Annotated in this window: 19 protein-coding genes and 1 pseudogene; 6 read left to right on the top strand and 14 right to left on the bottom strand. The window is 71.2% G+C overall.

Going from position 1 to position 21,984, the window contains the following annotated elements; genetic code table 11:
* Nucleotides 1-113 precede the first annotated feature (113 nt).
* The 3 genes and pseudogenes from HLB44_RS12830 to HLB44_RS38355 all read right to left on the bottom strand — a co-directional run.
* On the bottom strand, nt 114-527 hold the full coding sequence (locus HLB44_RS12830) for a nuclear transport factor 2 family protein (protein ID WP_173123011.1): 414 nt from the start codon (nt 525-527) through the stop codon (nt 114-116).
* The gene (locus HLB44_RS38360) at nt 524-727 is read right to left on the bottom strand and encodes a MerR family transcriptional regulator (protein WP_425500804.1); all 204 of its coding nucleotides are present in this window, start codon (nt 725-727) and stop codon (nt 524-526) included. The genes HLB44_RS12830 and HLB44_RS38360 overlap by 4 nt, the downstream gene beginning before the upstream one ends.
* Before the next feature lie 71 nt (nt 728-798).
* Nucleotides 799-954: pseudogene (locus HLB44_RS38355) on the bottom strand (MerR family DNA-binding transcriptional regulator); the annotation flags it as partial.
* A gap of 97 nt (nt 955-1,051) precedes the next feature.
* Here HLB44_RS38355 and HLB44_RS12820 point away from each other — a divergent pair.
* Nucleotides 1,052-1,318 carry a cysteine-rich CWC family protein gene (locus HLB44_RS12820; protein WP_173123009.1) on the top strand — a complete coding sequence of 89 codons (267 nt, stop codon included), beginning with the start codon at nt 1,052-1,054 and terminating at the stop codon, nt 1,316-1,318.
* The gene (locus HLB44_RS12815) at nt 1,315-1,785 is read left to right on the top strand and encodes a DUF2214 family protein (RefSeq protein ID WP_246312247.1); all 471 of its coding nucleotides are present in this window, start codon (nt 1,315-1,317) and stop codon (nt 1,783-1,785) included. Before HLB44_RS12820 ends, HLB44_RS12815 begins: the two co-directional genes overlap by 4 nt.
* A 35-nt stretch (nt 1,786-1,820) precedes the next feature.
* Here the strand turns inward: HLB44_RS12815 and HLB44_RS12810 are convergent, their stop codons facing one another.
* From HLB44_RS12810 to HLB44_RS12800, 3 genes are read right to left on the bottom strand one after another with little or no spacing between them, the layout of a single operon-like run.
* The gene (locus HLB44_RS12810; RefSeq protein WP_173123007.1) at nt 1,821-2,267 is read right to left on the bottom strand and encodes a GNAT family N-acetyltransferase; all 447 of its coding nucleotides are present in this window, start codon (nt 2,265-2,267) and stop codon (nt 1,821-1,823) included.
* Nucleotides 2,267-2,902, bottom strand: coding sequence for an FMN-binding negative transcriptional regulator (locus HLB44_RS12805; protein WP_173123005.1), 636 nt, complete (start codon nt 2,900-2,902; stop codon nt 2,267-2,269). Before HLB44_RS12805 ends, HLB44_RS12810 begins: the two co-directional genes overlap by 1 nt.
* Nucleotides 2,903-2,910: 8 nt before the next feature.
* Nucleotides 2,911-3,381 (bottom strand): OsmC family protein, encoded by a 471-nt coding sequence (locus HLB44_RS12800; protein WP_173123003.1) that lies wholly within the window; start codon nt 3,379-3,381, stop codon nt 2,911-2,913.
* A gap of 70 nt (nt 3,382-3,451) precedes the next feature.
* Between HLB44_RS12800 and pdxR the strand changes: the two genes are divergently transcribed.
* Nucleotides 3,452-4,882: a MocR-like pyridoxine biosynthesis transcription factor PdxR gene (pdxR, locus tag HLB44_RS12795; RefSeq protein ID WP_173123001.1), complete on the top strand. Its 1,431-nt coding sequence runs from the start codon at nt 3,452-3,454 to the stop codon at nt 4,880-4,882.
* Here pdxR and HLB44_RS12790 read toward each other — a convergent pair whose 3' ends face one another.
* Together HLB44_RS12790 and HLB44_RS12785 are read right to left on the bottom strand one after the other, a co-directional pair.
* On the bottom strand, nt 4,883-6,190 hold the full coding sequence (locus tag HLB44_RS12790; RefSeq protein ID WP_173122999.1) for an ATP-binding protein: 1,308 nt from the start codon (nt 6,188-6,190) through the stop codon (nt 4,883-4,885).
* A complete protein-coding gene (locus tag HLB44_RS12785; protein WP_173122997.1) occupies nt 6,187-6,870 on the bottom strand; it encodes a response regulator transcription factor in 684 nt (227 codons plus the stop codon). The genes HLB44_RS12790 and HLB44_RS12785 overlap by 4 nt, the downstream gene beginning before the upstream one ends.
* Before the next feature lie 44 nt (nt 6,871-6,914).
* On the opposite strand from HLB44_RS12785, the gene HLB44_RS12780 reads away from it, so the two are divergent.
* Both HLB44_RS12780 and HLB44_RS12775 read left to right on the top strand, forming a co-directional pair.
* Nucleotides 6,915-8,252 carry an NAD(P)/FAD-dependent oxidoreductase gene (locus HLB44_RS12780; protein ID WP_173122995.1) on the top strand — a complete coding sequence of 446 codons (1,338 nt, stop codon included), beginning with the start codon at nt 6,915-6,917 and terminating at the stop codon, nt 8,250-8,252.
* Nucleotides 8,253-8,309: 57 nt separating this feature from the next.
* The gene (locus HLB44_RS12775) at nt 8,310-10,121 is read left to right on the top strand and encodes an aminopeptidase family protein P (protein WP_173122993.1); all 1,812 of its coding nucleotides are present in this window, start codon (nt 8,310-8,312) and stop codon (nt 10,119-10,121) included.
* Nucleotides 10,122-10,129: 8 nt separating this feature from the next.
* Here HLB44_RS12775 and HLB44_RS37860 read toward each other — a convergent pair whose 3' ends face one another.
* From HLB44_RS37860 to HLB44_RS12750, 5 genes are all read right to left on the bottom strand, one after another.
* Nucleotides 10,130-11,674: a methyl-accepting chemotaxis protein gene (locus HLB44_RS37860; RefSeq protein ID WP_343051313.1), complete on the bottom strand. Its 1,545-nt coding sequence runs from the start codon at nt 11,672-11,674 to the stop codon at nt 10,130-10,132.
* A gap of 34 nt (nt 11,675-11,708) precedes the next feature.
* Nucleotides 11,709-13,286, bottom strand: a complete 1,578-nt coding sequence (locus tag HLB44_RS37855) for a methyl-accepting chemotaxis protein (RefSeq protein ID WP_343051312.1) — start codon at nt 13,284-13,286, stop codon at nt 11,709-11,711.
* 19 nt (nt 13,287-13,305) lie between these two features.
* On the bottom strand, nt 13,306-15,081 hold the full coding sequence (locus HLB44_RS12760; RefSeq protein ID WP_173122991.1) for a methyl-accepting chemotaxis protein: 1,776 nt from the start codon (nt 15,079-15,081) through the stop codon (nt 13,306-13,308).
* Between the two features lie 235 nt (nt 15,082-15,316).
* Nucleotides 15,317-16,126, bottom strand: coding sequence for a LytR/AlgR family response regulator transcription factor (locus HLB44_RS12755; RefSeq protein WP_343051311.1), 810 nt, complete (start codon nt 16,124-16,126; stop codon nt 15,317-15,319).
* Nucleotides 16,127-16,129: 3 nt separating this feature from the next.
* The gene (locus tag HLB44_RS12750) at nt 16,130-17,227 is read right to left on the bottom strand and encodes a sensor histidine kinase (protein ID WP_173122990.1); all 1,098 of its coding nucleotides are present in this window, start codon (nt 17,225-17,227) and stop codon (nt 16,130-16,132) included.
* A 279-nt stretch (nt 17,228-17,506) separates the two neighbouring features.
* Here HLB44_RS12750 and HLB44_RS12745 point away from each other — a divergent pair, with 279 nt between their 5' ends.
* Nucleotides 17,507-19,126 carry an outer membrane protein assembly factor BamB family protein gene (locus HLB44_RS12745; protein ID WP_217283652.1) on the top strand — a complete coding sequence of 540 codons (1,620 nt, stop codon included), beginning with the start codon at nt 17,507-17,509 and terminating at the stop codon, nt 19,124-19,126.
* 9 nt (nt 19,127-19,135) lie between these two features.
* Here the strand turns inward: HLB44_RS12745 and HLB44_RS12740 are convergent, their stop codons facing one another.
* The gene (locus HLB44_RS12740) at nt 19,136-21,928 is read right to left on the bottom strand and encodes a zinc-dependent metalloprotease (protein ID WP_343051310.1); all 2,793 of its coding nucleotides are present in this window, start codon (nt 21,926-21,928) and stop codon (nt 19,136-19,138) included.
* Nucleotides 21,929-21,984 lie beyond the last annotated feature (56 nt).

The raw sequence follows: 21,984 nt of genomic DNA, 5'->3' as shown, positions 1-21,984 counted from the left end.
TTGATCACGAACCCAAAGCGTACGCGCTGCGCGGCAAACGGCAAGCGCCGCACGTCAACGCAGGACCTTCGGGGCGCGCCTTTCGGATTCGCCCTGGGGGCGGCCCGGCGGGCTCAGGCGGTCGTCGGTGCGCCCAGCACCTGCGCGGCGTGCTCGGTGTCCATGTATTCGGTCAGTTCCTTCAGCCGCCCGTCGGCCAGCCGGCAGACGTAGCAGTAGGTGTTGCGGTAGGCCTGGCCGCCGTGCGTCATCACGTCGCCGCGGCATTCGACGACGACGTGGTCGTCCTCGGCGATGAAGCGCAGTGCGCGGTTCGTGTAGGTGCTGGCGAAGCGGGCGAAGAGCGGGCGCAGCAGCTCGCGCCGCACCGCCTGCTTGCCTTCCCAGCGGCCGGACCAGGTCGCCTGGCCGGGAATGACCCAGGTGAAGTCGTCGTCCATCGCATCGACGAAGGGCCGGCCGTCGCCCTCGGCCAGGGCGTCGAAGATGCGCTGCATCAACTGCTTGTTGTCGCTGCTGGTGGTCATGGTTTGCTCCGTCGTCGGGAAGGCTGAGGTTCCGGCAACGGCGGACGCTTCCCGGTCGCCATCCACTGCCCGTAGAAATGGATCTTCTCGTCGAGCAGTTCCAGCGCATCGCCCCACTCGGCGATCGTGCGTTCCACGCGTTCGCGGTGCGCGCGCAGCATCGCCTCGCGCTCGGCCAGCGTCGCGCGGCCCTGCTGCACCAGCGTGGTGTACGCCGCATCTCGGCGATCGACATGCCGGTGCGGCGCAGCCGCTCCATCAGCTCGAGCCAGCCGACATGGCGCTCGTGGTAGATGCGGCGGCCGCCGCCATCGCGCTGCACGCCGGGCACCAGGCCCTGCGTCTCGTACCAGCGGATCGCATGCACCGTGCGGCCGGTGCGGCGGGCAAGCTCGCCGATGTGCAGGGCGGGGTGGTCGTCGTTCATCACTGCTCCGGCGGCGATTGGAAATGCTAGAGCGCACTCTAGGTCAAGCCCTTTCTCGTGCGGGGCGAGAGAGGCGCGTCACGCCGATACTGCGGCGATGAATCCGCCTGCCGCCATCCCACTGCCCCACACGCGCTGCCCGCTGTGCGGCGGCTCGAACGGCTGCGCGCCGGCCGCCTGCGGCAGCTTCGACACGCCGTGCTGGTGCACCGGTGTGCGCATCCCGGCCGCCCTGATCGCGCGCCTGCCGGCCGAGCAGCGCGGCACCGCCTGCGTGTGCCGGCGCTGCATTGAAGGCCAGCCCGCCGCGCCGGTGGCAGACTGCAGCGCCATCCCGACCCCCCGAGGACATTCATCGTCATGAACGCCCTGCTCTTCGACAGCCTGCTGGCCTATGCCCACTTCGTCGCGCTGATCGGCACTGCCAGCCTGCTGGTCGCCGAGCTGCTGCTGGCGCGGCCGAACCTGCGCGCCGATGCGCTGCTGCGGCTGCAGCGCATCGATGCCACGTACGCGGCCTTCGCCGTCGCCACGCTGGCCACCGGCGCGCTGCGCATCTTCTTCGGCCTGAAGGGCAGCGCCTACTACCTGTCGAACCCGGTCTTCCACGCCAAGTTCGGCCTCTTCGTGCTGGTCGGCCTGCTGTCGATCCCGCCGACGCTGCGCTTCATCCAGTGGGCCAAGGCCGCGCGCGCCGATGCCGGCTTCACGCCGCCGGCCGATGCGCTGAAACGCGTTCGCCGCTGGCTGCTGATCGAGGTGCACCTGTTGGCGCTGATCCCGCTGCTGGCCACGCTGATGGCGCACGGCATCACCGGCCGCCGCGGGTGATCTGCTGCAGCGCGTGGCAGATCGCTCATGCGCGCCTAACCCGCATTCAGCGCGACGTCGTAGCGGATGAAGCCGTGCCAGCGCGCGACGCGGTCGTAGAGCGCTCGGGCGCGGGCGTTCTCGTGGTGCGTGTTCCAGTAGTAGCGCGAGACATTCGCCGCGCGGGCGCGTCCGGCCAGCACCTCGATCAGCGCGGCGGCGATGCCCTGCCCGCGCGCCGCTTCGTCGACGAACAGGTCCTGCAGGTAGAGCGCGTCCGAGGCCCACACCGTCGGATGGAAGAACGCATGGGCGATGCCGAGCATCCGGCCGTCGCGCCGCGCAGCCAGGCCGATCAGCTGCGTGCCGGCGAGCAGGCGCTGCCAGGTCGCCTCGTACTGCGCATCGGTGTGCTCGGTGCGGTAGAAGGCCTTGTAGCCACGCGCCAGCGGCTCCCAGCCGGCGCGGTCGGCTGCGGTGAATGGCGAGATCTCGAGCGGCATCACGATTCGAGCCGCTCCATCCAGTCGACCATCGCGCGCCGCTCGTCGCCGCCGTCGGCGACCAGCCCGTCGCGCACGCCGGCGCGATCGGACGCCGCGCGGTTCTGGCTCAGCTTGAATTTGCCGGTGAGCGAGTCCAGCGGGATGCGCACGCCGACGATCATCTGCAGCAGCGAGTCCATGAAGTCGGGCGGCGCGTCGTCCAGCGTCCACGGCCGCGGCCGGCCGCCCTCGTGGCGGGCGCTCAGCCGCTCGACGATCGCGCGCACTGCCGCCGGGTCGTCGTGAATCTGCACCCGGCCCCGCGCCTGCACCATCGCGTAGTTCCAGGTCGGCACCACCTTGCCGTGCTCGGCCTTCGACGGATACCAGCCCGGGCTGACGTAGGCCTGCGGGCCCTGGAAGACCACCAGCACCTGGTCGCCATCAGCCAGCTCACGCCACAGCGGATTGGCGCGCGCGACATGGCCGACCAGCGTGCCGGCCGGCGTCGGCCCGGGCTCGATCAGCCACGGCAATGCATCGGCGACCAGCCCGGCCGGCCCCTGCCGCACCAGCAGGCCGAACGGGTGTGCGGCGAGCAACTGATGCAGCACCTCCGGCCGCCTCTCTTCGAACTGCTTCTGCAAGTACATCCCAGCCCTCACTCGACGATCATCGGTTGGCACGACAGCTCGGCGGTCACCGAGCTCGCGAGGTAGCACGCGTCGTGCGCCGCATGGTGCAGCCGCTCATGTTCGGCGCGATCGGGCCGGCGCTCGCCGGCGAAGCGCACGCGCGGGCGCAGCGTGACGCGGGTCATCGCCAGCTTGCCCTGCGCATTGCGGGCCATCACGCCGATGGCGTCGTCGTCGTAGTGATCGACGACCCAGCCGGCCTGCGCGGCGAGGTCGAGGAACCACAGCATGTGGCAGCTCGACAGCGCGGCGACGAAGGCCTCCTCCGGATCGACCGCCGCCGGATCGGACAGCGGCACGCGCACCGAATGCGGCGACGACGAGCCGGGCACGACCGCGCCGCCGTCGAAGGTCCAGGCGTGGCGCCGGCTGTAGCGCCGGTCGACGAAGGGCTGGTCCTGGCGCTGCCAGGTGATTCGGGCGGTGTATTCGCTCATGCTCGAGGGGTCCGGGGATTGGTTCCTGAAGACTAGCCGGATATGCTGCGGCGCAAGGAGCCAATCTCGCATGGCCGATGGAACCAATGTCCCGGCGCCGCCGCTGCGGCTGCGCGTCTACCAGCAGCTGCGCCAGGCGATCGAGCAGGGCACGCTGAGTGCCGGCACGCGGCTGCCGCCGTCGCGCGAGCATGCGCGGGCGCTGGGCGTCGCGCGCAACACGGTGCTGTGGGCGCTGGAGCGGCTGCGTGCCGAGGGCTACGTGCAGGCACGGGTCGGTGACGGCAGCTACGTCGCGCCCAGCCTGGCGGCGCTGCGCTCGGCGGCGCCGGCGCGTTCGCTCGATGAGACCGCACTGTCGAAGCGCGGCCGCGCGATCGCCGACACCGCCCTGCGCTGGCGGCCGCCGCTGGTCGCCGCGGCGCCGTTTCGCATCGGCGCGCCGGAGGTGGCCGCCTTTCCCCACGCCGTGTGGGACCGCCTCGCGCGCCAGCTCACCCCGGCCGAACGTCTGCTGACCTCGCAATACCTCGATCCCGCCGGCCTGCCCGCGCTGCGCGAGGCCATCGCGCAGTGGCTGCTGTTCTCACGCGGGCTGCGCTGCGATGGGCACCAAGTGCTGGTGTGCTCCGGCTCGCAGCAGGCGATCGACCTGATCGGCCGGCTGCTGCTCGACGAGGGCGACGAGGTGCTGGTGGAGGACCCCGGCTACCCCGGCATCCGCGCCTGCCTGATCGGCCACGGCGCCCAGGCGCGGCCCGTCGCCGTCGACGATGAAGGACTGGACATCGCCGCCGGCGCGCGCGACTGGCCGGCCGCGCGCATGGCGGTCGTCACGCCGACGCACCAGTTCCCGCTCGGCGTGCGCATGAGCCTGGAGCGCCGCATCGCGCTGCTCGACTGGGCGCGTGCACGCGATGCCTGGATCGTCGAGGACGACTACGACGGCGAGTTCCAGTACGGCGCGCACCGCATCCCGCCGCTGGCCGGGCTGGCGCGGGCGGAACGGGTGCTCTACGTCGGCACGTTCTCGAAGTCGCTGCACCCTGGCCTGCGGCTGGGCTTCATCGTGCTGCCGCCGGGGCTGGCCAACGCCTTCGCCAGCGCCAAGGCGCTGTGCGACCGCCACAGCCCCGGCGAGCTGCAATGGCAGCTGGCGCGCTTCATCACCGATGGCCACCTGCTGCGGCACCTGCGCCGCATGCGTGAGCTGTATCCACAGCGGCAGGCGCTGCTGATCGATGCGCTGGCCAAGGCCACCCGCGGCGCGGTGAAGCTCGAAGCCAGCGAGCAGGGCATGCACATAGCTCATGAAGTGAGCGGCCGCCGCAACGACGCCGCGCTGTCTGGCAAGGCCCGCGAAGCCGGCGTGCTGCTGGCGCCGCTGTCGGCCTATGCGATCCAATCGCCGCGGCGCGGCTGGCTGTTCGGATATGCCGGCTACGACGCCGCGGCGCTGCGCGAGGCGGCGCGGCGGGTCGGGCCCCTCTTCGCCAGCTGATCAGGCCTGCGCAAACGTCAGCTCGACGCGCAAGCCGCCGAGCGGTGCCTGCGCCAGCTGCAGTCGCGCCCCGTGCCGCCCGGCGATCGAGCGCACGATCGCCAGCCCGAGCCCGCTGCCGCTCTCGGCTGACGCGCTGCTGCCGCGCACGAAGCGCTCGAACACCCGCTCGCGTTCGGCCTCCGGGATGCCGGGGCCCGAATCGTCGACCCGCAACAGCACGCCGCGCCCTTCCCGCTTCAGCTCGACGCGCACCTCACCGCCGGCCGGCGCGTAGCGCAACGCGTTGTCGACCAGGTTGCGCAGCAGCACTGCCAGCGAGGCCGCGTCGCCACGCACGGCCGCCTGCTCGTCGGCGTCGAGCTGCAAGGTGCTGCCGCGCGCCTGCGCCTGCGGTCCCAGGTCGGCCAGCACCTGGCGCGCCAGCGGCGCCAGCACCACCGTCTGCTGCTCGGCCGGCTGTTCCTGGCGCGCGAGCGTCAGCAACTGCTCGACCAGCCGCGTCGCACGGTCGACACCGGCGACCAGCGCGTCGAGCGCCGCATGGCGCGCCGCCTCGTCGGGCGCGCGGCGCACCAGCTGCGCCTGCAGCTTCAGCGCCGTCAGCGGCGAGCGCAACTCGTGCGCCGCATCGGCGACGAAGGCGCGCTGGCTGTCGAAGGCCTGGCCCAGGCGCTCGAGCAGGCCGTTCAGCGCGACCACCAGCGGCTCGACCTCGTCGGGCAGCCCGTTCGCGTTGACCGGCGCCAGGCGCTCGGCCGCCTGGCCGCGCACGTCTTTCGCCAGCCGCGACAAGGGCTGCAGCGAATGGGCGATCAGCCACCACAGCGCGGCCGCCAGCAGCGGCGTCACTGCCACCAGCGGCAGCACGCTGCGCAGCGCAGCATTGGCCGCCAGGCGCTGGCGGATGCGCACCGGCTGCGCGACCTGGATCACGCGGTCGCGCGCCGCCACACCGAAGCTGCGCCAGGCCTGGCCGTCGACCGCGATGTCGGCGAAGCCGAGCACCGTGCGCGACGGCAGCGCGCGGTGCTTGCGCGAGGCATACACGCTGCGCCCGTCGACATGCCAGATCTGGATCACGAAGTCGAGGTCCTCGTCCTGGAGCGCCGCGGCGTCGCCGCCGGCGATCTCGCCCTGGTCGCGCAGCGACAAGGCCATCTGCCGCAACTGGTAGTCGAACAGCGCCTCGGTCTCCTCGAGCACGTTGCGGTAGCTGATGACCCCGACGAGACAGATCGCGAGTGCCAGCGCAACCAGCAGCGACAGCAGCAGGCGCGCGCGGATCGAAGTGGGTGCGAGTTTCACGAGGCCGCGAGGAAGTAGCCGACGCCGCGCATGCTCTGAATGAACTCCGCACCCAGCTTCTTGCGCAGCTGGTGCACGTAAACCGACACCGCGTTGCTCTCGACCGCCTCGCCCCAGCCGTACAGCCGGTCCTCCAGCTGCGCCCGCGACAGCACCGCGCCCGGCCGCTGCATCAGCGCCTCGAGCACCGCGTATTCACGCGCCGACAGCAGCACCGGCTGGCCGTCCTTCGTGACGCGGCGCGTCGCGGGATCGAGCCGCACGCCGGCGTGCTCGAGCGCCGGCTCGGCGCGGCCGGCATGCCGCCGCGCGACCGCGCGCATGCGTGCGCTCAGCTCGTCGAGCTCGAAGGGCTTGACGAGGTAGTCGTCTGCGCCGGCGTCGAGGCCGGCAACGCGATCGCTGGTGGCATCGCGCGCGGTCAGCACGATCACCGGCGTCGCATCGCCGCGGCCGCGCAGCTCGTTCAGCAGCGACAGCCCGCTGGCCGGCTGCGGCGCGGCGCCGGCCGAGACCGGCAGGCCGAGGTCCAGCAGCACGAGGTCGAAATGCTCGCTGGCGAGCGACGCGCGCGCTGCCGCCAGGTCATAGACCCAATCGACCGCATGGCCCTCGAGCTTCAGCGCCTGGCGCAGGCTGTCGCCGATCATGCGGTCGTCTTCCACCAGCAGCAGTCTCATCGTGCGCGAAGGATAGCCGTGACCACCAGATATGCTTGCGCGCCATGACAACCACCCGCGTCTGCGTGATCGGGTGCGGATTCGGTGGCCTGGAGGCAGTGCGCGCGCTGGCACGCAGCGAGGCCGTCGAAGTGATCCTGATCGACCGCACCAACCACCACCTCTTTCAGCCGCTGCTCTACCAGGTCGCCACCGCCGACGTTGCGGCCCCGGCAGTCGCCGGTCCGATCCGCCACATCCTGCGCCGCGAGACGCGCACCGGCCGGCTGACGATCCTGCGCGCCGAGGTCACCACCATCGATGCCGCGCAAAAGACGCTGCAGCTCGACGACGGCAGCCTGCTCGGCTACGACGCGCTGATCGTCGCCGCCGGTGCGACGCACAGCTACTTCGGCAACGACCACTGGGCCGCGTTCGCGCCCGGGCTGAAGACGCTGACCGATGCCTTCGCGATCCGCTCGCGCATCATCGGCGCCTTCGAGCAGGCCGAGCGCACGTCGAGCGATGTCGAGCGCAGCGCCTGCCTCAACTTCGTCATCATCGGCGGCGGGCCTACCGGCGTCGAGCTTGCCGGCGCACTGGCCGAGATCGCCCGCCACACCTTGCCGGACGAGTTCCGCCGCATCGACTCGCGGCAGGCGCGCATCGTGCTGATGGAAGGCGGGCCGCGTGTGCTCGGTGCCTTCGACGAGCGGCTGTCGGAAAGCGCCGCGAAGCAGCTGCGCAAGCTCGGTGTCGAGCTGCACACCGGCTGCCAGGTCACCGGCATCGATGCCGAGGGCGTCGACTACCGCGAAGGCGGCGAACAAAAGCGCCTGCCGGCGCGCACGGTGCTGTGGGCCGCGGGTGTCGCCGCGTCGCCGCTGGGCAAGGCGCTCGCCGCGAGCGCCGGCGCGACGCTGGACCGCGCCGGCCGCGTCAGCGTGCAGCCCGACCTGTCGCTGGCCGGCCACCCGGAGATCCAGGTCATCGGCGACCTGGCCGCGGCGACGTCGCCGACGAAGCAGGGCCCGAAGCCGGTGCCCGGCGTCAGCCCGGCCGCCAAGCAGATGGGCAAGCTGGCGGCCGCGAACATCCTGCGCCGGCTGCGCGGCGAGCCGACGCGGCCCTTCAAGTACGCCGACTACGGCTCGCTGTCGACGCTGGGCCGCAACGCGGCGGTGGTGCAGCTCGAAGCGCCCGTCGTTGGCCGCGTGCGCTTCTCGGGCTACCCGGCCTGGCTGTTCTGGCTCTTCGCGCACATCTATTTCCTGATCGGTTTCCGCAACCGGCTGGTCGTGCTGATCGACTGGGCCTGGAGCTACTGGACCTTCGCGCGGCATGCGCGGGTGGTCGCGCAGCCGGACAAGCCGAAGGCGCCCGCGACCCCCTCACCCTCCTAGAATTTGTCTTTCGCCCGGCATCCCACCCGGATGCCGCGGCCTCAACGGAGCCTGACCATGGACACCCGAATCTCCCCCGTGCGTGAACGCGTCGAGCGTGTGCGCGAAGCCCTCGCCCACCACGGCGCCCATGCGGTGCTGGTGCCCTCGGCCGATCCGCACCTGTCGGAGTACCTGCCCGGGCGCTGGCAGGGGCGCGAATGGCTGTCGGGCTTCACCGGCTCGATGGGCACGCTGGTGATCACGAGGACCCAAGCTGCGCTGTTCGCCGACAGCCGCTACTGGGTGCAGGCCGAGCGTGAGCTCGAAGGCAGTGGCATTGCACTGGTGAAGATCCCCACCGGCGCCGCCACGCACCACATCGACTGGCTGGCCCGTGAAACACCGCGCGGCGCGCAGGTGGTGGCCGACGGCCAGGTGCTCGGCCTGGCGGCCGCGCAGGCGCTGCGTGCGGCGCTCGATGGCGCCGGCGTCGTGCTGCGCACGAACCTCGACGTGCTCGCCGACGTCTGGCCAGACCGGCCCGGGCTGCCGGCGGCCACCGTCTACGCCCATGCCGCGCCCGAGGCCGTCGAGCCGCGCAGCGCGCGCCTGGCCCGCGTGCGCGAAGCGGTCGCCCGCCACGGCGCCAGCCACCACTTCGTCTCGACCGTCGACGACATCGCCTGGATCACCAACCTGCGCGGCGGCGACGTCGACTACAACCCGGTCTTCCTGGCCCACCTGCTGATCGACGCCACGCGCGCGACGCTGTACGTCGGCGCCGGCAAGGTGCCCGCCGCGCTCGCCGCGCAGCTGCAGGCCGATGGCATCACGCTGGCCGACTACGGCGCGGCCGCTGCCGCGCTCGCCGCGCTGCCGGCCGGCAGCACGCTGCTGGTCGACCCGCGCCGCATCACGTTGGGCTTTCGCGAGCAGGTGGCGGCCGGCGTGCGCGTGATCGAGGCGATCAACCCGAGCACGCTGTTCAAGAGCCGCAAGGGTGCCGCCGAAGCCGGGTTCATCCGCGCCGCGATGGAAGAGGACGGCGCCGCGATGTGCCACTTCTACGCCTGGTTCGAGGCCGCGCTGGAACGCGGCGAGCGCATCAGCGAACTGATCATCGACGAACACCTGTCGGCCGAGCGCGCCAGGCGCCCCGGCTTCAAGGGCCTGAGCTTCTCGACGATCGCCGGCTTCAATGCCAACGGCGCGCTGCCGCACTACCGCGCGACACCCGAGTCCTACGCCTGGCTCGAGGGCAGCGGCCTGCTGCTGATCGACTCCGGCGGCCAGTACCTCGGCGGCACCACCGACATCACCCGCGTCTGGCCGATCGGCGAGCCGAGCGCCGCGCAGAAGCGCGACTTCACGCTGGTGTTGAAGGCGATGATGGCGCTGTCACGCGTGCGCTTCCCGCGCGGCACGCTGAGCCCGATGCTCGATGCCATCGCCCGCGCGCCGCTGTGGGCCGAGGGCCTGGACTACGGCCACGGCACCGGTCACGGTGTCGGCTACTTCCTCAACGTGCACGAAGGCCCGCAGAGCATCAGCAAGGCGGTGCCCGAAGCCACGATGGCGATGGAGCCCGGCATGATCACGTCGAACGAGCCGGGGCTGTACCGCCCGGGCCAGTGGGGTGTGCGCATCGAGAACCTGGTGCTGAACGCGCCGGTCGACACGCCGGAGAACGGCGCCTTCGGCGAGATGCTGGAGTTCGAGACGCTGACGCTGTGCCCGATCGATGCGCGTTGCATCGAGCTGAGCCTGCTGCGCGCCGACGAGATCGCGTGGCTGAACGGCTACCACGCGATGGTGCGCGAACGCCTCGCGCCCAAAGTGAGCGGCGAGGCGTTGGCCTGGCTGGAGCGGCGCACCGCTCCGGTCTGATCAGGCGGTCAAGCGGTCAGGCGGAACGTCGAGACGACGCCGGCCAGGTTCACCGCCTGGCCCTTCAGGCTTTCGGCGGCCGCGGCGCTCTGCTCGACCAGCGCGGCGTTCTGCTGCGTCATCTGGTCCAGCTGCACGACCGCGCCGTTGACCTGGCCCAGGCCCTGGCTCTGCTCGCGCGTGGCGTTGGTGATCTCGCCGATGATGTCGGACACGCGCTGCACGCTGGCGACGATCTCGCCCATCGTGCTGCCGGCGTCGCCGACCAGGCGGCTGCCCTCGCCGACCTTCTCGACGCTGGAGCTGATCAGGCTCTTGATCTCGCGCGCCGCTTCCGCGCTGCGCTGAGCCAGCGAGCGCACCTCGCCGGCGACGACCGCGAAGCCGCGGCCCTGCTCGCCGGCACGCGCCGCTTCGACCGCCGCGTTCAGCGCCAGGATGTTGGTCTGGAACGCGATGCCGTCGATCGTGCCGATGATGTCGGCGATCTTCTTCGAGCTGGTATTGATCTCGTCCATCGTCGCGACGACCTGCGAGACGACCTGGCCGCCGCGCTGCGCGACCTCGGCTGCCGAGCTGGCGAGCTGGTTCGCGGTGCGCGCCGATTCGGCCGTCTGGCTGACGGTGGCGGTCAGCTCTTCCATCGAGCTGGCGGCCTTCTGCAGGTTGCCGGCGGTCTGCTCGGTGCGCTGGCTCAGGTCGGCGTTGCCGGTGGCCACTTCGCTGCTCGCCACCTGGATGCTCTCGGCCGACTGCCGCACCTGCGTGACCGTGCGCGCGAGCCCGTCGCGGGTGCGCTGCACCGCGCCGATCAGGCGGCCGATCTCGTCGCTCGAACCGCCCTCGATCTGCACCGCCAGGTTGCCCGCGGCGATCGCCTCCAGGCCCTGCTCGACCAGCTGCAGCCGGCGCTTGAGCGACCCGGCCAGCACCTGCACGAAGGCGAACACGCCGATCGACAGCGCCAGGCCGACGCCCATGTTGACCGCCGCGAAGCGCACCGCCGCGCCGCGCACTTCGTCGATGTAGACGCCCGAGCCGACGACCCAGCCCCAGGGCGCGAAGCTCGCGACGTAGGAGCGCTTCGGCTCCGGGTCCTTGCTGCCCGGCTTCGGCCACAGGTAGTCCACGTGACCCGAGCCGTTCTTCTTGACCATCTCGACGAACTCGACGAACAGGTGCTTGCCGTTCGGGTCCTTGAAGCCGGACAGGTCGGTGCCGTTCATTTCCGGCTTGATCGGGTGCGCCACCATCTTGGGCGCCATGTCGTTGATCCAGACGTATTCCTTGCCCTCGTAGCGGATCGCCATGATCTCGGCGATCGCCTTGGCCTGGGCCTCGGCCGCCGGCAGCTTGCCGGCCTTCTCTTCCTCGTGGAACTTCTTGGCGATGGCCTGCGACTGCTCGACCACCGCGCGGGTCGTGCTCAGGCGCTGGTCGACCGACGCGTTGTAGTAGGCATAGCCGGTGTAGGTCGCGACCGACAGCACCGCGACGGTGACCAGGCCGGCCATGACCCGCAGGCGGCCGACGATTGAAAGATTGAGCGCCACGCTGTACTCCTGATGTGGACGTGTGGATAACGCGTTAAGCCGCCTGGGCCTCGCCCTTGAGACGGAAGGTGGCGACGAGCCCGGCGAGGCGCCCGGCCTGCTCGCGCAGGCTCTCGGCGGCGGCAGCCGATTCTTCGACCAGCGCGGCGTTCTGCTGCGTCATCTGGTCGAGCTGCGTCACCGCGCCGTTGATCTGCGACAGCCCCGAGCTCTGCTCGCTCGACGCCGCGGTGATCTCGCCGATGATGTCGGTCACGCGCTGCACGCTGGCGACGATCTCGTTCATCGTCGAGCCGGCGTCGCTGACCAGCCGGCTGCCGGTCTCGACCTTGTCGACCGAGTTGCCGATCAGCGCCTTGATCTCGCGCGCGGCTTCGGCCGAACGCTGGGCCAGCGAACGCACCTCGCCGGCGACGACCGCGAAGCCGCGGCCCTGTTCGCCGGCACGCGCCGCTTCGACCGCGGCGTTCAGCGCCAGGATGTTGGTCTGGAACGCGATGCCGTCGATGGTGCCGATGATGTCGGCGATCTTCTTCGAGCTGGCATTGATCGCGTCCATGGTCTTGACGACCTGCGACACCACATGGCCGCCGCGCTGCGCCACTTCGGCGGCCGACGCGGCGAGCTGGTTGGCCTGCGATGCGGCTTCGGCGCTCTGGCGCACGGTGCCGGTGAGCTGTTCCATCGAGCTGGCGGTCTGCTGCAGATTGCTCGCAGCCTGTTCGGTGCGCTGGCTCAGGTCGTGGTTGCCGGTGGCGACTTCGGTGCTCGCCACCTGGATCGAGTCTGCGGTGTGCCGGATCTCGCCGACCAACCCGCGCAAGCGGTCCTGCATGCCGGCGATGGCCTGCAGCAGGCGGCCGATCTCACCGGTGCCGCCCTGTTCGACGGTGCTGCCCAGATCCCCTTCAGCGATGCGCTCGGCGATGTGCACGACGCGGTCGAGCGGCTTGCACACCGCGCGCGAAGTCAGCCAGGCCAGCGGCAGGAACAGCGCCAGCGTCATGCCCATCAGCGACAGCTTGACCGCATCGGCGATCGCTGCGCGCTGGTCGGCATGCTGGCGGATGGCTTCGACTCGGACGAGCTGCGCCTTGGTCAGCGCGTCGACGTTGGCGACCATGGCCTTCACGGTGCCCTCGGCCTTGGCCGCATAGGCCAGCGCGACGACGCCGTCGATCTGCGCGCCCTTGAGCTGCGCGGCCAGCGGCTGGATCACCGCGGCGTACTCGCCGACGAGCTTGGCATGGTTGGCGGTCATCGCGCGCACCTCGTCGGTGGCCGAGCTGGCCTTGGCGATGCGCTCGGCGACCGCCTTGGAGGCCTTCACCGCGACTTCCCACTCCTTGCCGAAGCGCTCGACCTCGAGCGCGTTGGAGGTGCCGACGGCCATGATGCTGGCTTCGAGCCGGCGCATCTGGGCCATCGATTCGCGCAGCTCGCCGGCATCGAGCAGCGCGGCGTTCGATTGCTCGAACACCTGCACCGAGTCCTGCCGGCTGGCGCGGTCACTGACGGCGTTGACCGCCGCCGCCACCACCAGCGAGGCGGTGACGATGCCGATCATGACGTTGAAGCGCGCGCGGATCGAAAAGCGGTTGAGCAGTTTCACGAGGCGGCTCCGGTCGGATTCAGAAGGATTCCCACTCGTCGGTGGGGGCGGCCGAGGCCGCGGCCGCGGGGGCCTTCGCCGGCGGCGCGGCGGCCGCAACCGTCGTCGCTGCGGGTTGGGCGGCGGCCTTCGGCGCGACCGGTGTCGACTTCTTCGGCGCGGCGACGACCACCGGCTTCTTGGCCGTGGCGACCGGCGCGACGGAAACCGCCGGCGGCGCCTTCGCCGCAGTGGCAGCGCCATCACCCAGGTTGAAGGTGGCGACGAGCCCGGAGAGGCGGCCGGCCTGCTCGCGCAGGCTCTCGGCGGCGGCGGCGGACTCCTCGACCAGCGCGGCGTTCTGCTGCGTCATCTGGTCGAGCTGCGTCACCGCGCCGTTGATCTGCGACAGGCCACCGCTCTGCTCGCTCGACGCGGCAGTGATCTCGCCGATGATGTCGGTCACGCGCTGCACGCTGGCGACGATCTCGTTCATCGTCGAGCCGGCGTCGCTGACCAGGCGGCTGCCGGTCTCGACCTTGTCGACCGAGTTGCCGATCAGCGCCTTGATCTCGCGCGCCGCTTCGGCCGAACGCTGGGCCAGCGAACGCACCTCGCCGGCGACGACCGCGAAGCCGCGGCCCTGTTCGCCGGCACGCGCGGCTTCGACCGCCGCGTTCAGCGCCAGGATGTTGGTCTGGAACGCGATGCCGTCGATCGTGCCGATGATGTCGGCGATCTTCTTCGAGCTGGTATTGATCGCATCCATGGTCTTGACGACCTGCGACACCACCTGGCCGCCGCGCTGAGCGACTTCGGCCGCCGAGGCGGCCAATTGATTGGCCTGCGACGCGGCATCGGCGCTCTGGCGCACGGTGCCGGTGAGCTGTTCCATCGAGCTGGCAGTCTGCTGCAGATTGCTCGCGGCCTGCTCGGTGCGCTGGCTCAGGTCCTGATTGCCGGTGGCCACTTCGGCGCTGGCCACCTGGATGGAATCGGCGGTCTGGCGGATCTCGCCGACCAGGCCGCGCAGGCGACCCTGCATCGCGGCGATGGCTTGCAACAGGCGGCCGATCTCGTCGCGGCCGCCTTGCTCGACGGTGCTGGCCAGGTCGCCTTCGGCGATGCGTTCGGCGACCTGCACGGCGCGCTCGATCGGGCGCTTGATGCTGCGCGTGATGCGCCAGGCGACCAGCACGCCGATGACGATCGCCACGGCGACCAGCACCGCTTCGATGACCACCGCGCGGCGCGTGCCGACGGTCGCCGCGGTCGAGCTCTCGGCGTTCTGGCTGGCTTGCAGCGTGATCAGCTCGTCGACCTTCTTGCGCCAGACGATCTCGGCCGGCCGCACCTGCAGCGTCAGCGTCATCGTGGCGTCGATGTTGGCGCCTTCCTGGCCCTGCTTGGCGGCGTGGGCGATCAGCGGGATGGTCTTCGCGGCGGCGGCGGTGATCTCGTCACTCAACTTGCGCGACGTCGCGTCGGCATCGGCCATCAGCGTGATCAGCGCCTTCTCCTGCTTCAGGTATTCGGCCTTCGATTTGTCGAACAGCTTCAATTCCGCCTCGATCTCCTTCGCATCCGTCAGCAACGTGATCGAACGCGCCTGGATCGCCATGGCGTTCATGTTGTCCAGCATGCGGTACGCGGTGGCCGAGCGTTCGTTGTTCACCTCGACGATCTGGCGCACTTGTTCGCCCAGGCGCTGCGTCGTGACGGCCGCAAAGCTCGCCACCAGGACGAGCAGGACGATCAAGGCGCCGAACCCGAACGCCAGGCGTCGGCCGATGGAGGCGGAGATTTTTGACAGCATGCGTTTGTCTCCAGACAGGGTCAGACAGCTTTGGCGAGGATTCTGGGCAGCGGTAGGCCAGCCCGATCGATGGAATATCGGCCGGCTTTACAGCCAGTTAAGCTTTCCCGACCCTGGCCAGTCCCTGGTGAACCCTGATGCCCGCCAACTCCTGCCGCTGAAGCGGCAGCCAGCGCCTGTGGGCGGCGCGGGTTGTGACGTGGGGTGGCGCGACGGTCGCTGAGACCGCCTGCCCTCACATCTGCCGGAACAGGTGCAGGTAGCTGCGGCTGACCGGCAGCGTCTCGGTGCGGCCCTTCAGGTGCACGTCGGCGGTTTCGTTGGCGCCACGGGTGATCTGCGCGACCTGGCGCAGGTTGACGATCACCGAGCGGTGCACCTGCACGAACTGCTCGGGGTCGAGCTCGTCGACCAGCTCGCGGATCGGCTTGCGGATCAGCGCCTCGCCGCCTTCCCAGACCACCAGCGTGTACTTCTCGTCCGAGCGCAGGTAGGCGATCTGCTCGACCGGGATCAGCCGCACCGCGCTGCCGACCGAGGCCTTGATCCACTGCAGCCAGGGCTTGCCGCTGGCCTGGTGACGCAACTGCGCGGCGAGCCGGTCGAGCACCGCTTCGAGGCGGTCGCCGGGGTCGCCGTCGTCGCCCCCCGGCGCCGCCGCGGCAGCGGGCTGCTGCAGCCGCTGCTGCAGGCGGCCGATCGTGTCGGTCAGCCGCGCCTCGTCGAAGGGCTTGATCAGGTAGTCGATCGCGCCTTGTTCGAAGGCCTGCACCGCGTACTGCTCGTAGGCGGTGACGAAGACGGTCATCGCACGCCGGGCGATCGCCCGCGCTGCCTCGATGCCGTTCATGCCGGGCATGTGCACGTCGAGGAAGACGATCTGCGGCTGCTCGCGCTCGAACAGCTCGACCGCCTCGCGGCCATTGCGCGCCTGGCCGACGATCTGCAGCTCGGGCCACAGCCGCGCCAGGTGCGCCTGCAGGTGGTCGCGCAGCAGCGGTTCGTCGTCGGCGATCAGTGCGGTGATGGCGGTCATGGCGGTCATGGCTCAAGCCTTCGGCGGGACGGCGGCCGGCGGAATGACGATCTCGGCCCGCACGCCGTGGGGCGGCTGCTCGCTCAATTCGAGCACCGCGCCGGCGCCGAACACGCCTTGCAGCCGCGCGCGCAGGTTGGCCAAGCCGGTGCCCGGCGCGGCATTCTCGGTCAGCCCGACGCCGCTGTCAGCCACCCAGAGCCGCCAGCCGCCGTCGGCCGCGCGCGCGCCGCCGACGTCGATGCGGCCGCCCTCCTCGCTGGGATCGACGCCGTGGCGCACGGCGTTCTCGACCAACGTCAGCAAGGCCATCGCCGGGAACCGCTCGGCGTGCAGGCCGGCCGGCACGTCGACCGAAAACTGCAGCCGATCCGGCATGCGCAGGTGCATCAGCTCGAGGTACGCACGCACCAGCTGCAGCTCGTTGGCCAGCGTCGGCAGGCCGGCCTCGTGCAGCTTCGGCAGCGCCGCGCGCAGGTAGGCGATCAGGCTCTTCAACACCTCGGCGGCGCGCGGCGAGCCGGTTTCGACCAGCGCCTGCACATTGGCCAGCGTGTTGAACAGGAAATGCGGCTCGATCTGCGCCGTCAGCAGCGCGAGCCGGGCGTCGAGCGCCTGCTTCTCGAGCTGGGCCCGCTCGAGCTCGAACTTCAGCTGCAGCGAGTGCGATTGCGCCTCGCGCTCGCGCACCATCGCGCCGGTGGCCAGCACCAGGCCAATGAACAACGCGCAGCCGGCGATCCACAGGAAGCCGGCGACGCGGCCCGGGTGGCTCAGGATCGCCGCGAAGTCGCCGCCGGTCGACACCAGGTAGACGCCCAGCGTCGCCAGCGGCGCCGCCAGCACCACCGCCAGCGTCTGCGCGAACCAGCGCGGCAGCCAGCGGCGCTGCCAGTTGCCGGCCAGCGTGAAGGCCAGCAGCAGCACCAGCGCGACGAAGATCGTGCGCCCGAGCAGCACCGGAAACGGCGGCGCAAAGATCGGATTGAGCAGCGCCGCGACGGTGACCGCGAAGCCGAGCGCCCAGGCGACCTTGGTCGCGCTGAGCGTGCGCAGCGACGCGGACCAGCCCGGCGGCGCTGTCGAGGAGGAAGGGGGAATCGAAGCCATCTTGGGCGGCACGATAACCGCCCGCCCGGCGGTGTCCAAGCCGCGGGCCGAGTGATTGCGACGAACGACGCTCGGCGGGTCGCGAGCGACAGGCGCAACGATGATCGGCACGGGTTTACCCCTGTATCGCGCGCTGGAGCATCCAGGTCACATCCGCCGGCCTTTGTCGCCCTCGCGCTGGCCCGATCGGCCGGCGGCCAACGATGGCGAGCACATGCGGGCTGTGCGCTTGCCGCCCCGCGCCAAGGCGGACGCCCAACGTCCGCGGGAGCGAGGACGATGATCATCCGTTCGAGGGCAGCCCGGCTGCCGGTGGCCGCCTGCGCGGCGATGCTGTCGGTCGGCGCGGCGCTGATGCCGCACGCCACGTTCGCGGCCGAAGGCCAGCAGTGGAACTTCTCCGGCGGTGACCGCGAGAACACCCGCCACCAGGCCCATGAGCACAAGCTGGGGCCGTCGAACGTCGGCAGCCTGGTCGTCAAATGGTCGTTGACCACCGCGGGCGACGTGTCGGCCACCCCGGCGGTCGACGGCGACACCGTGTACGTGCCGGACTGGGCCGGGTTCCTGTACGCCGTCGACAAGCGCAACGGCCAGCTCCGGTGGACCGCGCACATCCCGTCGCTCACCGGCGTGCCGAACGACAAGGCCCGCGCCACGCCGGCCGTGGCCGAAGGCAAGGTCATCGTCGGCACGCAGGGCTCGATCCTGTTCGGCGGCGGGCCTGGCGGCCGGGTGCTGGCCTTCGACAAGCGCACCGGTGCGCTGCTGTGGAACACGACGGCCGACCCGCATCCCGCGGCGATCATCACGCAGTCGGCCACGGTGCACGACGGCCGGGTGTACGTCGGCGTCGCCTCGCTCGAGGAGGCGCTCGCGGCCTTCGTGCCCGGCTACCAGCTGTCGTTCCGCGGCAGCATGCTGGCGCTGAACCTCGCCAACGGCCAGGTGCTGTGGAAGACGCACACGGTGCCGGCCGTGCCGGCCGGCTACACCGGCAATGCGATCTGGGGCAGCTCGCCGGCGATCGATCCGAAACGAGGCCAGATCTACGTCGCGACGGGCAACAACTACACGGTGCCGCAAGCGGTGCTCGATTGCGTCTCGGCCGCCGGCACCGACCCGGTCGCCAAGGCGGCCTGCCTGCCCGCCGATGACCATTTCGACAGCATCCTCGCGCTGGACATGAGGACCGGCGCGATCCGCTGGGCCACGCGAGCGATCCCCTACGATGCCTGGACGGTCGACTGCATCCCGTTCGTCGGCGACGGCAGCAACTGCCCCGAGCCGGCCGGCCCGGACTACGACTTCGGCCAGGCGCCGGCGCTGTTCAAGGCCAAGGCCGGCAAGGGCAAGCCGCTCGAGCTGGTCGGAGCGGGCCAGAAGAGCGGCCAATACTGGGCGCTGAACCCGGACACCGGCGCCGTCGTGTGGGTGACGCAGACCGGCCCCGGTGGCACGGCCGGCGGCCTGCAGTGGGGCTCGGCGGTCGACGGCACGCGGGTCTACACGGCGAATCCGAACAGCAACGCGATTTCGTGGACGCCGCTCGGTGGCCCATCGACGACGCGCGGCGGCTGGAGTGCGCTCGACGCAACGACCGGCCAGATCCTGTGGCAGACGGCCGACCCCTTGCCGGGCGCCGGTGCCGGCGGCGGCCCGTCCGGCCCGGTGTCGTCGGCCAACGGGGTCGTGTACGGCTGTTCGCTCGATGCCGCGGGGCACATGTACGCGCTGAATGCCGCCACCGGCGCCGTGCTGTGGAGCTTCGCGAGCGGCGGCTCGTGCCTGTCCGGTGCCGCGATTTCAGGCGGCATGCTGTTCTGGGGCTCGGGCTACAGCAACCTCGGCTTCGGCACGCCGAATAACAAGCTCTACGCGTTCGGCCTGCCGAACTGACCCTCCAGCTCAGACCCCCGCGCGCTGCAGCGGTGCGGCCAGGGCGGCGCGCAGTGTGTCCGCGCTGTCCTTCAGATGCACGCGCGCGGCTTCGCTCAGCTCGGGTCGTCGGGTCGCCGCCTCCAGCCGCGGCAGCAGCCCCTGCGCCTGCGAGCGCCACAGGCTGCGCGCGTCGGCGCGCAGGCCGCCGCCGGGCCGCAGCAGCGCCGCGGCCAGCCGGTTCAGGTGCTCGCGCTGCAGCTCGCGGCGCGGCGCCGGGATGTCGCCCTTGCCGCCGAGCTCGCTCCAGACGTCGTTCTCGAGCCGCTTGTACAGCTCGGTCAGCGGGAAGGCCTCGGCCGGCCGCGCGGCCTTGGCTTCGCTGTCGAGCACGCGCACCGCCAGAGCGTCGCTCATCAGCTGCGTCAGCACGGCGCGCCGCATCTCGTGCAGCGCCTGCGCCAGCGGGTAGTCGGTCGGCACCTCGTCGTCGCCGAACAGCACCGAGTCGCCGCGCTCCAGGTAGTCCGGTGCCAGGCGGCGCTGCAGGGCCGGCGAGATGACCAGGCTGTCGGCCGCCAGAACATGGCGCGACAGCAGCGCCATCGCCGCCCGCTGCTCGGCCGGCGGCACCGGCTGCAGCGGGTCGCGGCCGCTGTTCGGAAAGTCGCGCAGCGTGCGCACGCCGCCGACCTGGCGCAGCACCGTGCCCGCGGCGCGGCCGGCGTCGATCACCGCGAAGCGCAGCGCGCGCCGCAGCGCACCGTAGTCCTCGTCCGGCGACAGCGTGCGGCGCTCCTGGCGGCGGAACAGGTCCTGCGCGATCTCGAAGCGCTTGCGCGCGAAGGCCAGCGGCTCGCGGCCGAGGTCCGACTGCAGCGAATCGGGGTCGATGCCGAAGAAATGGTCTTCGTCGGTGCCGAAGGCCAGCTCGGGCTCGGCATTGCGCGCGGCGATGCGCTTGAGCTCGGCGGCCTCGTCGGTGGCGCCGAGCGGCTTGTAGGCGTATTCGATCGCCCAGTAGTCGTAGGGGCCGAGCGTGGTCTGGAACGGCGCCGCGCGGCGCTCGCCCGGGCGCGGCAGGTTGATCGCCGGGTACTCCATCACCGAGCCGGTCAAGCCGTTCGCGCGCGTGAACTCGGGATCGGCCAGCTGCGCCTCGGTGTAGATGCGCGAGGCGCGGAAGTTGTGGCGCAGGCCGAGCGTGTGGCCGACCTCGTGCATCGCGGTGTCCTTCAGGAAGGCCAGCACGAAGGCCTCGGCCTCGGGGCTGTCGGGCTCGAGCTCGCCCTGCGCGGCGAGCACGTCGAGGCCGTAGGCCAGCTGCTCGGCGCCGAAAGTCGCGTGCTGGCACAGCGCATCATGCGGATGTCCAAGCCCCTGCGCAAGCGCAGCGGCGTGACCCTGCGCCGCCGCCGCGGCCCCCGCCGGCCGGCCGACCTGCAGCAGTTCGGCCCAGGCCGCCTGGGTGGCCCCGGCATCGCTGCCGCCCAAGATGCGCGAGCGGTAGCTGCGCACGTTGCGCGACGACAGGCTCTCGAACGCGATGTCGGCATCCAGGATCTCGCCGGAGCGCGGATCGACGTGGCGCGGTCCGATCGCGCCGAAGGACGGGCTCGCGTTGACCATCCAGCGCACCGAGGCGACACCGAAGTCCAGCGTGTCGAAGTCGGCGTCGTCGGGCTGCACCTTGACGACCACGGCGTCCTTGAAACCGATGCGCTCGAAGGCCTTGTTCCACTCGAGGATGCCTTCGCTGATCGCGCCGCGGTACTTGACCGGCACGGTGCGATCGATCCAGTAGGTGATCGGCTTCACGGGCTCGGACAGCGCCGCCGCCGGGTCCTTCTTCTCGAGCCGCCAGCGCGCGACGTGGCGCAGCTTCGGCGTGCGCGCCAGGTCGTCGCCGAAATCGTGCTGCAGGTGCACGAAGTGGCCGATGCGCGGGTCGGCGGCACGCGCGGGCATCACCTGCTCGGGCAGCTTGGCGAGCGAATAGTGCACATTGACGAACATGCTGCGCGCGTCGGGCAGCGTGCGCGGAGCGGTTGGCGACGGCCCCGGCGGGGTGCCCGGCGTCGGCACGGCGATCACGGCGGTCGCGAAATGGCTGGTCACCTCGAGCACCAGCATGTCGGGCTTGCCGCGCACCGTCGTGACGCCCGAGTTGCGCGCATCGAAGCCATAACCCTGGCGGTAGCTGCGCTGCAGCTGCGGCGCGATCTGCAGCAGGTCGGCCACGAACAGCGCGCTGGCATCGACGAGCACGGTGCCGCGCTGCGGATGCGGCAGGCTGGCCACCGCCGTGCTGGCCAAGAGGCTCGGCGAATACGACGCGGCCAGCGCCCGCGCCTCGGGCGTCGCCGGCTTGGCGATGTAGGCGGTGTTCAGCGCCAGCAGCTGCACCAGGTTGTGCAGCCGGCGGAATTCGACCACCTGCGGCCGCGCCATCGTGCCGCCGAAGATCGACGCCTCGCCGATGCCCGAGGCGAGCTTGGGCGACAGGAAGAAGGGCTTGTCGAAGTCCGCCGGCTTCAGCTCGAACCAGACCTTCTCGTCCTTGCGCCAGACCACGAACAGGCCCTCGCTGCGCTTGGCGTCACGGATCACCGTCGCGAAGGCCGGCGGTTGGCCGGGCGACGGTGCAGCCGCGGCGCCCGGCGGCCGGGCGGCCGGGCCGGAGGCGGCCGCCGCCGGGCCCGATGCCGCGGCTGCCGGACCCGATGCCGCGGCCGGCGGCGTCGCCGCCACGGCGACCGTGGCCGGTGCGGCCGGTGCCGCGGCGGGTGGCGGGGTGGCACACGCCGCCAGCAGGGCGAGCACGGCGGGGCCCGTGAACGGTGTCAGGGGCGTCAGGGGATGACGGGACGAGCGAGAGG

The sequence above is a fragment of the Pseudaquabacterium terrae genome, assembly GCF_013266755.1.
Classification (GTDB): domain Bacteria; phylum Pseudomonadota; class Gammaproteobacteria; order Burkholderiales; family Burkholderiaceae_C; genus Pseudaquabacterium; species Pseudaquabacterium terrae.
This window is presented reverse-complemented; position numbering and strand designations above follow the sequence as displayed.

Coding starts and splice junctions, on each gene's coding strand:
- pdxR (WP_173123001.1), top strand. CDS start 3,452: ATGGCCGATGGAACCAATGTCCCGGCGCCGCCGCTGCGGCTGCGCGTC.
- HLB44_RS12800 (WP_173123003.1), bottom strand. CDS start 3,381: ATGAGCGAATACACCGCCCGAATCACCTGGCAGCGCCAGGACCAGCCC.
- HLB44_RS12785 (WP_173122997.1), bottom strand. CDS start 6,870: ATGAGACTGCTGCTGGTGGAAGACGACCGCATGATCGGCGACAGCCTG.
- HLB44_RS12760 (WP_173122991.1), bottom strand. CDS start 15,081: ATGCTGTCAAAAATCTCCGCCTCCATCGGCCGACGCCTGGCGTTCGGG.
- HLB44_RS12780 (WP_173122995.1), top strand. CDS start 6,915: ATGACAACCACCCGCGTCTGCGTGATCGGGTGCGGATTCGGTGGCCTG.
- HLB44_RS12750 (WP_173122990.1), bottom strand. CDS start 17,227: ATGGCTTCGATTCCCCCTTCCTCCTCGACAGCGCCGCCGGGCTGGTCC.
- HLB44_RS12810 (WP_173123007.1), bottom strand. CDS start 2,267: ATGCCGCTCGAGATCTCGCCATTCACCGCAGCCGACCGCGCCGGCTGG.
- HLB44_RS12775 (WP_173122993.1), top strand. CDS start 8,310: ATGGACACCCGAATCTCCCCCGTGCGTGAACGCGTCGAGCGTGTGCGC.
- HLB44_RS12745 (WP_217283652.1), top strand. CDS start 17,507: ATGATCATCCGTTCGAGGGCAGCCCGGCTGCCGGTGGCCGCCTGCGCG.
- HLB44_RS12755 (WP_343051311.1), bottom strand. CDS start 16,126: ATGACCGCCATGACCGCCATCACCGCACTGATCGCCGACGACGAACCG.
- HLB44_RS12805 (WP_173123005.1), bottom strand. CDS start 2,902: ATGTACTTGCAGAAGCAGTTCGAAGAGAGGCGGCCGGAGGTGCTGCAT.
- HLB44_RS12815 (WP_246312247.1), top strand. CDS start 1,315: ATGAACGCCCTGCTCTTCGACAGCCTGCTGGCCTATGCCCACTTCGTC.
- HLB44_RS12820 (WP_173123009.1), top strand. CDS start 1,052: ATGAATCCGCCTGCCGCCATCCCACTGCCCCACACGCGCTGCCCGCTG.
- HLB44_RS12830 (WP_173123011.1), bottom strand. CDS start 527: ATGACCACCAGCAGCGACAACAAGCAGTTGATGCAGCGCATCTTCGAC.